Annotated in this window: 8 protein-coding genes and 1 riboswitch; of the genes, 4 read left to right on the forward strand and 4 right to left on the reverse strand. The window is 70.2% G+C overall.

The window, feature by feature from the left end; genetic code table 11:
• Positions 1–113: 113 nt before the first annotated feature.
• Positions 114–268, reverse strand: a riboswitch (cobalamin riboswitch).
• Positions 269–313: 45 nt separating this feature from the next.
• The 4 genes from ACIQMV_RS06175 to ACIQMV_RS06190 form a co-directional block, all read right to left on the reverse strand.
• On the reverse strand, positions 314–820 hold the full coding sequence (locus ACIQMV_RS06175) for a GNAT family N-acetyltransferase (RefSeq protein ID WP_384171539.1): 507 nt from the start codon (positions 818–820) through the stop codon (positions 314–316).
• Between the two features lie 78 nt (positions 821–898).
• Entirely contained in the window at positions 899–2,509 is a 1,611-nt protein-coding gene (gene mctP, locus ACIQMV_RS06180) for a monocarboxylate uptake permease MctP (RefSeq protein WP_402591494.1), read from the reverse strand.
• Complete coding sequence (locus tag ACIQMV_RS06185; RefSeq protein ID WP_402591496.1) at positions 2,506–2,805, reverse strand: DUF3311 domain-containing protein; 300 nt, start codon at positions 2,803–2,805, stop codon at positions 2,506–2,508. The genes mctP and ACIQMV_RS06185 overlap by 4 nt, the downstream gene beginning before the upstream one ends.
• Positions 2,806–2,948: 143 nt before the next feature.
• Positions 2,949–3,713, reverse strand: a complete 765-nt coding sequence (locus ACIQMV_RS06190; RefSeq protein ID WP_141358515.1) for a GntR family transcriptional regulator — start codon at positions 3,711–3,713, stop codon at positions 2,949–2,951.
• 461 nt (positions 3,714–4,174) lie between these two features.
• Here ACIQMV_RS06190 and ACIQMV_RS06195 point away from each other — a divergent pair, with 461 nt between their 5' ends.
• From ACIQMV_RS06195 to ACIQMV_RS06210, 4 genes are all read left to right on the forward strand, one after another.
• Positions 4,175–5,458, forward strand: a complete 1,284-nt coding sequence (locus tag ACIQMV_RS06195) for an extracellular solute-binding protein (protein ID WP_402591498.1) — start codon at positions 4,175–4,177, stop codon at positions 5,456–5,458.
• Between the two features lie 112 nt (positions 5,459–5,570).
• Entirely contained in the window at positions 5,571–6,557 is a 987-nt protein-coding gene (locus ACIQMV_RS06200; RefSeq protein WP_402591500.1) for a carbohydrate ABC transporter permease, read from the forward strand.
• Positions 6,554–7,384, forward strand: coding sequence for a carbohydrate ABC transporter permease (locus tag ACIQMV_RS06205; protein ID WP_402591502.1), 831 nt, complete (start codon positions 6,554–6,556; stop codon positions 7,382–7,384). Before ACIQMV_RS06200 ends, ACIQMV_RS06205 begins: the two co-directional genes overlap by 4 nt.
• A 9-nt stretch (positions 7,385–7,393) precedes the next feature.
• Complete coding sequence (locus ACIQMV_RS06210; protein ID WP_402591504.1) at positions 7,394–8,884, forward strand: glycoside hydrolase family 3 protein; 1,491 nt, start codon at positions 7,394–7,396, stop codon at positions 8,882–8,884.
• The last annotated feature ends 691 nt before the right edge of the window (positions 8,885–9,575 follow it).

Genomic DNA, 9,575 nt, shown 5'->3' on the forward strand with positions numbered 1-9,575 from the left:
TCCCTCGCTCGGCACGGGGCCTCGCCGAGGGCAGGGGGCAGCACACGAGCGCACGCGGCGCCGCGTCCACCGGCCCATTCCACGAAGCCCGGACGTCAGGGCACCCGGACCGGACGGCCGGGCGCACTGTCGGCAGGTCCTCGGACTGACGCTCGTGACGGCCCATGGGGGCATACGCGCACGAGTACACCGTTGCGGGACAGTTCCGGATTCGCACCGGATTCCCCTGCGGCGACAGTGAGCACGAGCATACATCTTGTGCTGAGTGAGTCGGGCACCCCCATATGTTGTGCCGTGTCGATTCCGGAACGTGTCAGAATGTCAACTCGTAGGTGAGCAGCATGATGTCGTCCAGGTGCGGGAGGGGGTTCCAGTCCCGGCCCGGCGTGCGGACGAAGCCCAGGCGCTCGTAGATGCGGTGGGCGGTGTGCATGGCGCTCTGGGTGGACAGCACCACGCGGACACAGCCCTCCACGGCCCGTGCCCGGTCCAGACAGGCCCGTACGAGGGCCTCGCCGACGCCTCGGCCGCGCGCCGTGTGCGCGACGGCGAGCATCCGTATCTCGGTCTCCCCGGGACCGGCGAGGTCGGCCATGGGGCCCGTGCCGGGGACGAAGGTCACGCCGCCGAGCACCTTCCCGTCCGCCACCGCCACCAGTACCTCGGCCGCGGCCGCCCGCTTGGCCACGTCCCGCAGCTCGCCGAGATACTCGTCGCTCTCGCCGAAGTCGAGGAGGCCGTCCCGGAGGTAGGCCTGCGCGGTGATCTCACCGAGGGTGCCGTACTCGCCGGGTTCCACCGGCCGGATCACGATGTCCATGCGCCCGAGTGTGCCGCACGGGCACGGCGGCAGGCCGCCGGATTTCTCCGGCGGCCCGTGGGATGCCCCTCCCGGTTGTCAGCGCGGGGCCGCCGCCGTGGCCGGCGGGAGTTCCACCTCGACGTCCGGGTCGCCGGCGTCCGCCGTGTAGTCCTCCGGCCGGGTCTCGTCCACGCCCTCAGGCGCCTTCGCCGCCCTCAGCACGAGCGTCAGGACCACCGCGACGGCCGCGTTGAGCACGAACGCCGTCAGGCCGATGTAGCCGATCTCGCCGATGCCCGGGATCTCCTTCGCCGAGCCGCCGAAGTGCTTCTGCGTCGGCGAGGCGACCCCGTAGGCGGCGACCGTGCCGTAGACCATGCCGACGGCCCAGCCCGCCAGCAGCGCCCAGCGGTGGAACCAGCGGGTGAACAGGCCGCCGACCAGGGCCGGGAAGGTCTGCAGGATCCAGATGCCGCCGAGCAGCTGGAAGTTGATGGCGACCGTCTTGTCCATGGTCAGGACGAAGACCAGCGCGCCCACCTTGACCAGCAGCGACACGATCTTGGAGACCCGGGTCTCCTCCTTCGGCGTCGCGTGCGGACGGAGGAAGTCCTTGTAGATGTTGCGGGTGAACAGGTTCGCGGCGGCGATCGACATGATGGCCGCCGGCACCAGCGCGCCGATGGCGATCGCAGCGAACGCCACCCCCGCGAACCAGTCCGGGAACATGTTCTCGAACAGCTGTGGAATGGCCAGCTGGCCGTTCTTCACCTGCACGCCCGCCGCGATCGCCATGAAGCCCAGCAGGGCGAGCAGGCCCAGCATCAGCGAGTACAGCGGCAGGATCGTGGTGTTGCGGCGGATCACCTCGCGGCTGCGCGAGGACAGGGTCGCGGTGATCGAGTGCGGGTACATGAACAGCGCGAGCGCGGAGCCCAGGGCCAGCGTGGCGTACGTCCACTGACCGGCCGCCGCCGGCACCAGGCCGCCCGTCCCCGACTCGCTGAACTTCTGGTCCGCCTTGGCGAACACCTCGCCGAAGCCGCCCAGCTTGATCGGGATGTAGATGATGGCCACCGCGATCACGATGTAGATCAGGGTGTCCTTCACGAACGCGATCAGCGCGGGCGCGCGCAGCCCCGACGAGTAGGTGTACGCCGCCAGCACGCCGAAGGCGATCAGCAGCGGCAGGTCCTTCACGAACCAGTGGGTGCTGTCGCCGCCGCCGACGCCCATCACGTCAAGGACGGCCTGGATGCCGACCAGTTGGAGCGCGATGTACGGCATGGTCGCGAGGATGCCGGTGAGCGCCACGGCCAGCGACAGGCTCTTGGAGCCGAACCGGCCGCGGACGAAGTCCGAGGTGGTCACGTATCCGTGCCGGTGGGACACCGACCACAGCCGCGGCAGGAACGTGAAGATCAGCGGGTAGACCAGGATCGTGTACGGCACCGCGAAGAAGCCGGCCGCGCCCGTGGCGTAGACGGCGGCCGGCACCGCCACGAAGGTGTAGGCGGTGTACAGGTCGCCGCCGAGCAGGAACCAGGTCACCCAGGTGCCGAACGACCGGCCGCCCAGGCCCCATTCGTCCAGGCTGTGCTCGTTCTCGGCACGGCGCCAGCGCGCGGCCAGGAAGCCCATGACGGTGACGAGCAGGAAGAAGAAGACACAGACGCCGAGCGCGACGCCGTTGACGCCGTCCTTCACTTCACCGCACCCCCGTCCTCGGCCGTGGAGGTAGGGGCGGTCGGGGCGGCCTGCGAGGCCCGGGCGGCGCGCTGATCACGCAGCCACAGCCGGTACGCGGTCATCGTCAGGGCCGCGGAGAGGACCACCCACAGCATCTGGTACCAGTAGAAGAACGGGATCCCGATGAACGCCGGATCCGTCTTCGCGTACGACCCCACCCATAACAGCGCCCCGAAGGGGACGACGAGACAGAGGGCGATGACGACCCGTAAGGGTGTCACCACCGCTCTGGTGGTTTCCGGGGCATTCGACATGTGGCGACTCCGTCCCCTAGCTGATCACCGGCGAGCGTCCGTGCGGTGCGCAGGCAATCTAGGTCACGGTGTCACACGCGCGGAATCCCTCGCGCACATGACGCCGCGGACCGCCACGAGATTCTTACGCCATCACAAGGCCCTTACTCCTGCGGGCGCTTGAGACGGGCCACGAACTTGTAGCGGTCCCCGCGGTACACCGACCGCACCCACTCCACCGGCCGGCCCTCGCGGTCCAGGGAGTGCCGGGACAGCAGCAGCATCGGCAGGCCCACGTCGGTGCCGAGCAGGCCCGCCTCGCGCGGAGTGGCCAGCGAGGTCTCGATGGTCTCCTCGGCCTCGGCGAGATGGACGTCGTAGACCTCGGCGAGGGCGGTGTAGAGGGAGGTGTACTTCACCAGGCTGCGCCGCAGCGCCGGGAAGCGCTTGGCCGACAGGTGGGTGGTCTCGATGGCCATCGGCTCGCCGTTGGCCATGCGCAGCCGCTCGATGCGCAGCACCCGCCCCCCGGCGGTGATGTCGAGCAGTTCGGCCAGGCGGTCGTCGGCGGTCACGTAGCCGATGTCCAGCAGCTGCGAGGTCGGCTCCAGGCCCTGGGCGCGCATGTCCTCGGTGTAGGAGGTCAGTTGCAGCGCCTGGGAGACCTTCGGCTTGGCGACGAAGGTGCCCTTGCCCTGGATGCGCTCCAGCCGTCCCTCGACGACGAGCTCCTGAAGCGCCTGCCGCACCGTGGTCCGCGAGGTGTCGAACTCGGCCGCCAGGGTCCGCTCCGGCGGGACCGGAGTGCCGGGCGGCAGCGTCTGGGTGATGTCGAGCAGGTGCTTCTTCAGGCGGTAGTACTTGGGCACGCGCGCGGTACGGACGGTCGCCCCACCCTCGTTCTCCGCACTGCTGACGTCGGTGCTCATGCTCCGCCTTCCCGGCTCCAGTGCCGAAGCGGCCGACGTCCCGTCGGCCCCGCTCACATCGTGGCACGGCTTCGCGTGCCGGGTGGTCACCCGTACGCTCCGTGATCTCCTCTGTATACCGTCGTGACTCCGGCTGGTCTAGTCCATCACCCCGGCCAGGGTCGGTGGTCCACGCGGCCGGCGCGGCCGGCGAGTGGCGTACGGTCGCCACTGGTCCAGTGGAACGCGAGCGTCCATTTTGCCGGACGAACAATGAAAGGTCCCTGCATATCGCGGTCCCATAACGGACCACCTGAGCGGGTCGGCGCACTCTTGACAGCCCTATTGGTCTGGGCCAAGCTCCCCGTACTGGTCTACACCATTGGTCCAGGTCCCGGCCCCACGGGCGGTTACGCCGACGCTCGGATGTCGCTCAACCGCGGGGAGGCAGGGGGGTTTGTGGCATCCCTGAGGAGGGTGGCGTGAAGCGCAAGCTGGTAGCCGCGATCGGTATCGCGGGCATGATGGTCTCCATCGCGGCGTGTGGGGGCGGCAAGGACGACGACGGGGGCAAGGCCAAGAGCGGCAAGGACGGCTACGCCGGCCAGACGCTCACGGTGTGGGTGATGGACGGCTCCTCCCCGGACCAGTGGCAGAAGGACGTCTCCGCGGCCTTCGAGGCCAAGACCAAGGCCAAGGTCAAGTTCGAGATCCAGCAGTGGGACGGCATCCAGCAGAAGCTGACCACCGCGCTGTCCGAGGAGAACCCGCCGGACGTCTTCGAGATCGGCAACACCCAGACCCCGGCCTACGCCAAGACCGGCGGCCTCGCCGACCTCGCGGACCTGAAGTCCTCGGTCGGCGCCGACTGGACCGAGGCCCTCAACAACTCCTCCGTCTACGAGGGCAAGCAGTACGCGGCCCCGTGGTACTTCGCCAACCGCGTCGTCCTCTACAACAAGAAGCTCTGGGCCGACGCCGGCATCAAGGACACCCCCAAGACCCGCGACGAGTTCTACGCCGACCTCAAGAAGGTCGGGGACAAGACCGGCGCCGAGCCGATCTACCTGCCCGGCCAGAACTGGTACCACTTCGTCGGCCTGGTGATCGGCGAGGGCGGCGAGCTGGTGAAGAAGGACGGCGACAAGTACGTCTCCAACCTGGCCGACCCGAAGGTCGCCGCCGCCATGGAGACCTACAAGAAGTTCCAGGCCCTGTCCAAGGCGCCCAAGGACAAGGACGAGGCCCACCCGCAGCAGGGCGAGGTCTTCGCCAAGGGCAAGGTCGGCGCCTTCATCGGCATGGGCTGGGAGGCCGGCATCGCGATCAAGGCCAACCCGAAGATCGAGAAGGAGATCGGCTACTTCACCATCCCGGGCGCCACGGCCGACAAGCCCGAGGGCGTCTTCCTCGGCGGCTCCAACCTCGCCGTCGCCGCGGGCAGCAAGAAGCAGGAACTCGCCCGCGAGTTCCTGAAGATCGCCCTGTCCGACCAGTACGAGGGCCAGCTGGCCAAGGAGAACGGCGTCATCCCGAACAAGGAGTCGCTGCAGAGCAACCTCCAGGGCAACGCCGTCGCCGAGGCCGCCGCCCCGGCCGCCGCGGGCGGTGGCACCACGCCGCTGATCCCGGAGTGGGCCGCGGTGGAGAACGACCCGAACCCGGTCAAGGCCTACATGACCGCCGTGCTGAAGGGGAAGTCCCCGGCCGAGGCCGCCAAGCAGGTCGAGGGCGAGTTCAACAAGCGCCTGGCGCAGAAGCAGTAGCACCGGGTGAGCCGGGGCGGAGCGGCCGTACCACGGACGGCCGCCCCGCCCCGGCACCTGTACGCGGGTCGACGTACCTAGGGCCCCTCGGCGGAGAAGAGAGATCGCGAGCATGACCGTGCAGACCGAACGGCCGCCCTCAGGCCCGGTGGACGCCCGCAGGGCGGACGGCCGGGCACCGGGCGGTCCGACACCGCGAGCCGCCTCGCGCAGCGGCGGGTTCGCCCCCTATCTGTTGCTGCTGCCCGCCTGCGCGGCCACTGTGCTGCTGCTCGGCTGGCCGCTGCTGAAGGACTTCCTGCTGTCGTTCCAGAACCTCAACATGACGCAGCTGATCCAGCACGTCACCGAGTGGAACGGCATCGAGAACTACACGGAGACCCTCACCAGTGAGGACTTCTGGGGGGTCACCCTCCGCTCCATCCTGTTCACGGCGGTCAACGTCGCCCTGATCATGGTCCTGGGCACGCTGGTCGGCCTGCTGCTCGCCCGCCTCGGCAAGCGCATGCGGTTCACCCTGCTGATCGGCCTGGTGCTGGCCTGGGCCATGCCCATCGTGGCGGCCAGCACCGTCTACCAGTGGCTGTTCGCCCAGCGCTTCGGCGTCGTCAACTGGGTGCTGGACAAGCTCGGCTGGCACTCGATGGCCGACTACAGCTGGACCAGCAGCCGGATGTCGACGTTCTTCGTCATCACCGCGCTGATCGTGTGGGGGTCCATCCCGTTCGTCGCGATCAACCTGTACGCGGCGACCACCACCATCCCCGCCGAGCTGTACGAGGCGGCCTCCCTCGACGGCGCCGGTGCCTGGCGGAGCTTCACCACGGTCACCCTGCCGTTCCTGCGGCCCTTCCTCTACGCGACGACCTTCCTGGAGATCATCTGGGTCTTCAAGGCGTTCGCGCAGGTCCTTCTCATCAACAACGGCGGCCCGGACCGGCTCACCGAGACCTTGCCCGTCTACGCCTACATCGAGGGCATGGGCAACCAGCACTACGGCATGGGTGCGGCGATCGCCGTCCTGACCATCCTGATCCTGCTCGGCCTGACCGCCTACTACCTCAGGATCGTGCTCAAGCAAGAGGAGGACGAGCTGTGAAGCGTTCGCTCTTCGGCCGCCTGTGGCCCAACGTCACGGCCGTCGTCCTGTTCATCGGCTTCGTCTTCCCCGTGTACTGGATGTTCTCCACGGCCTTCAAGCCGACCGGCGACATCATCTCCGAGGACCCGGTCTGGTTCCCGGTCGACTTCACCTTCGAACACTTCAGGACGGCGACGACGGTCGACCACTTCTGGAGGTACGTCACCAACTCGGTGACCGTCACCGTCCTCGCCGTCATCTTCTCGCTGGTCATCGCGCTGGCCGGCTCCTTCGCCCTGGCGCGGATGCGCTTCAAGGGGCGGCGCGGCTTCGTCATCGGCTTCATGCTGGCCCAGATGGCGCCCTGGGAAGTCATGATCATCGCCATCTACATGATCGTGCGGGACGCGTCGATGCTGAACAGCCTCGTGCCGCTGACGCTCTTCTACACGATGATGATCCTGCCCTTCACCATCCTGACGCTGCGCGGCTTCGTCGCCGCCGTGCCGAAGGAACTGGAGGAGGCGGCCATGGTGGACGGCTGCTCCCGTATGACGGCCTTCCGCCGGGTCATCCTGCCGCTGCTCGCCCCGGGCCTGATGGCCACCTCGCTGTTCGGCTTCATCACCGCCTGGAACGAGTTCGCCCTCGTCCTGGTGCTGAACAAGGACCCCGAGTCCAAGACGCTGCCGCTGTGGCTGTCCAGCTTCCAGACCCAGTTCGGCGACGACTGGGGTGCGACCATGGCGGCCTCCTCCCTCTTCGCCGTCCCGATCCTGATCCTCTTCGTCTACCTCCAGCGCAAGGCCGTCAGTGGCCTGACCGCGGGCGCCGTGAAGGGATAACGCCACCCGATGACGACAATCGCCACCGGCACCGACACACTCACCCGCGACGCGCTGACGGTCCTCCAGCCCGGCTTCACCGGGACCATGGCCCCAGACTGGCTGCTCCGGCGCCTGGGCGAGGGCCTGTCCTCGGTCGGCCTGTTCGGCCGGAACATCGCCTCGCCCGAACAGCTGGCCGCCCTCACCGCCCAGTTGCGCGCCGAACGCGAGGACGTCCTGGTCGCCATCGACGAGGAGGGCGGCGACGTCACCCGTCTGGAGGTGCGCACCGGCTCCAGCTTCCCCGGCAACCACGCGCTGGGCGCGGTGGACGACGTGGAACTGACCCAGGCCGTCGCCCGCGAACTCGGCAGGCGGCTGGCCGAGTGCGGAGTGAACTTCAACTGGGCGCCCTCCGCGGACGTCAACTCCAACCCCGGCAACCCGGTCATCGGCGTACGGTCCTTCGGGGCCTCCACCGACCTGGTCGCCCGGCACACCGCCGCCTACGTCACCGGCCTCCAGTCCGCGGGGGTCGCCGCCTGCACCAAGCACTTCCCCGGGCACGGCGACACCGCCGTGGACTCCCACCACGCGATGCCCCGCATCGACGTGGGCGCCGAGGTGCTCCAGGAGCGCGAACTGGCCCCGTTCCGCGCGGCGATCGCCGCCGGCAGCAAGGCCGTGATGAGCGCCCACATCCTGGTGCCGGCCCTGGACCCGGAGCTTCCGGCAACGTTGTCCCGCCGGGTGCTGACCGACCTGCTGCGCGGCGAACTGGGCTACGAGGGCCTGATCGTCACCGACGGCATGGAGATGCGGGCCATCGCGGACAACTACGGCATCCGGCGCGGCAGCGTCCTGGCCATCGCCGCCGGAGCCGACGCGATCTGCGTGGGCGGCGGACTGGCCGACGACGAGACCGTGACCGGTCTGCGTGACGCCCTGGTCGCCGCGGTCCGCTCCGGTGAACTGCCCGAGGAACGGCTGGCGGACGCCGCCGACCGGGTCCGCGCCCTCGCCCGCTGGACCGCCGCGGCCGCGGGCCCGGCCGGGACGGACGGCGACGCCGATCCGGTGGCCGGGCTGCGGGCGGCCCGGCGCGCGCTGCGTGTCACCGCCGCGGAGGGCTTCACCCCGCTCACGGATCCGCCCTACGTCGCCGCCCTCACCCCCGTCGCCAACATCGCCGTCGGCGACGAGACCCCGTGGGGCGTGGCCGCCGAGCTCTGCCGCCTCCTGCCGGGCACCCGGACGGGCAGCTTCGCCGGCGAGGGCGCGGGCCGCTCGGCCCTTCAGGAGGCCGGCACCCGGCGTGTGGTGGCCGTCGTCCGCGACGAGCACCGCCACCCCTGGATGGCGGCCGCCCTGGACACCCTGCTCGCGGCCCGCCCGGACACGGTGATCGTCGAGATGGGCGTCCCCCAGGCGCCCCCGCGCGGCGCCCTCCACATCGCCACCCACGGCGCGGCCCGCGTCTGCGGCCGAGCGGCGGCGGAGATCATCACGGGCGAGTGAACCGCCTGCCGGCGCCCACGCCGCCGCTGTCGGCCACTCGACCGCCCGGGTCCGTGACCTCCCGGCGCACCACCGGCGACACACAGCAGACAGCGGCGCCCCGGTGGGCCAGGAGCGGGGCGGTACTGGTCCCTGCGGACCCGTTCCGCGAGGCCTTCCCCAGGGCCTCTCGTTTGGATCATGCCGGGCTCGCGGGGCCTGGCATCGTTCCCCCAAGCTCTTCGAGCAGGGGGTACCCCCAGCCGCGTTGTCGTCGGTCGGCAGGGCTCCGCCCTGCCGCCCTCCTCCGCCTCGCGATGCACGGCACCGGACCCCGCTCCCTGATCCGGCCTGATCCGAACGAAAGACCCCAGGTCCGGGAGCCGGGCGTGCGGGCTGACCTGCCCCGGGACGCCTCTCCGGCCGACCCGGGCGTGCCGGCTCGGGCTTTCGTGGCGAGGTGGGGGCGGGGCGGCGCCGGCCCCGCTCGGCGCCCAGCCGGCGAGATGGTCGCCCGGTGCGGCCGTGCCGCGGGACTGCCCGCCGCCGCGGTTGTGACCCCGCCACGACCGCCGCCGTGGCGGCACCATGCGTGTCAGGCTGCCCCCGTCACGCCTTACGGCTGTCGACGCGGCGACGCCCGCCCCCCCCCGCGGGGGGGGCCGGGGGGGCCGGGCGGGGGGCGCGCCCGGGGGGGAAATAACAGCCCCCG

It is taken from the genome of Streptomyces sp. NPDC091412 (assembly GCF_044756885.1).
Lineage (GTDB): Bacteria > Actinomycetota > Actinomycetes > Streptomycetales > Streptomycetaceae > Streptomyces.

Coding starts and splice junctions, on each gene's coding strand:
- ACIQMV_RS06175 (WP_384171539.1), bottom strand. CDS start 820: ATGGACATCGTGATCCGGCCGGTGGAACCCGGCGAGTACGGCACCCTC.
- ACIQMV_RS06185 (WP_402591496.1), bottom strand. CDS start 2,805: ATGTCGAATGCCCCGGAAACCACCAGAGCGGTGGTGACACCCTTACGG.
- ACIQMV_RS06190 (WP_141358515.1), bottom strand. CDS start 3,713: ATGAGCACCGACGTCAGCAGTGCGGAGAACGAGGGTGGGGCGACCGTC.
- ACIQMV_RS06200 (WP_402591500.1), top strand. CDS start 5,571: ATGACCGTGCAGACCGAACGGCCGCCCTCAGGCCCGGTGGACGCCCGC.
- ACIQMV_RS06210 (WP_402591504.1), top strand. CDS start 7,394: ATGACGACAATCGCCACCGGCACCGACACACTCACCCGCGACGCGCTG.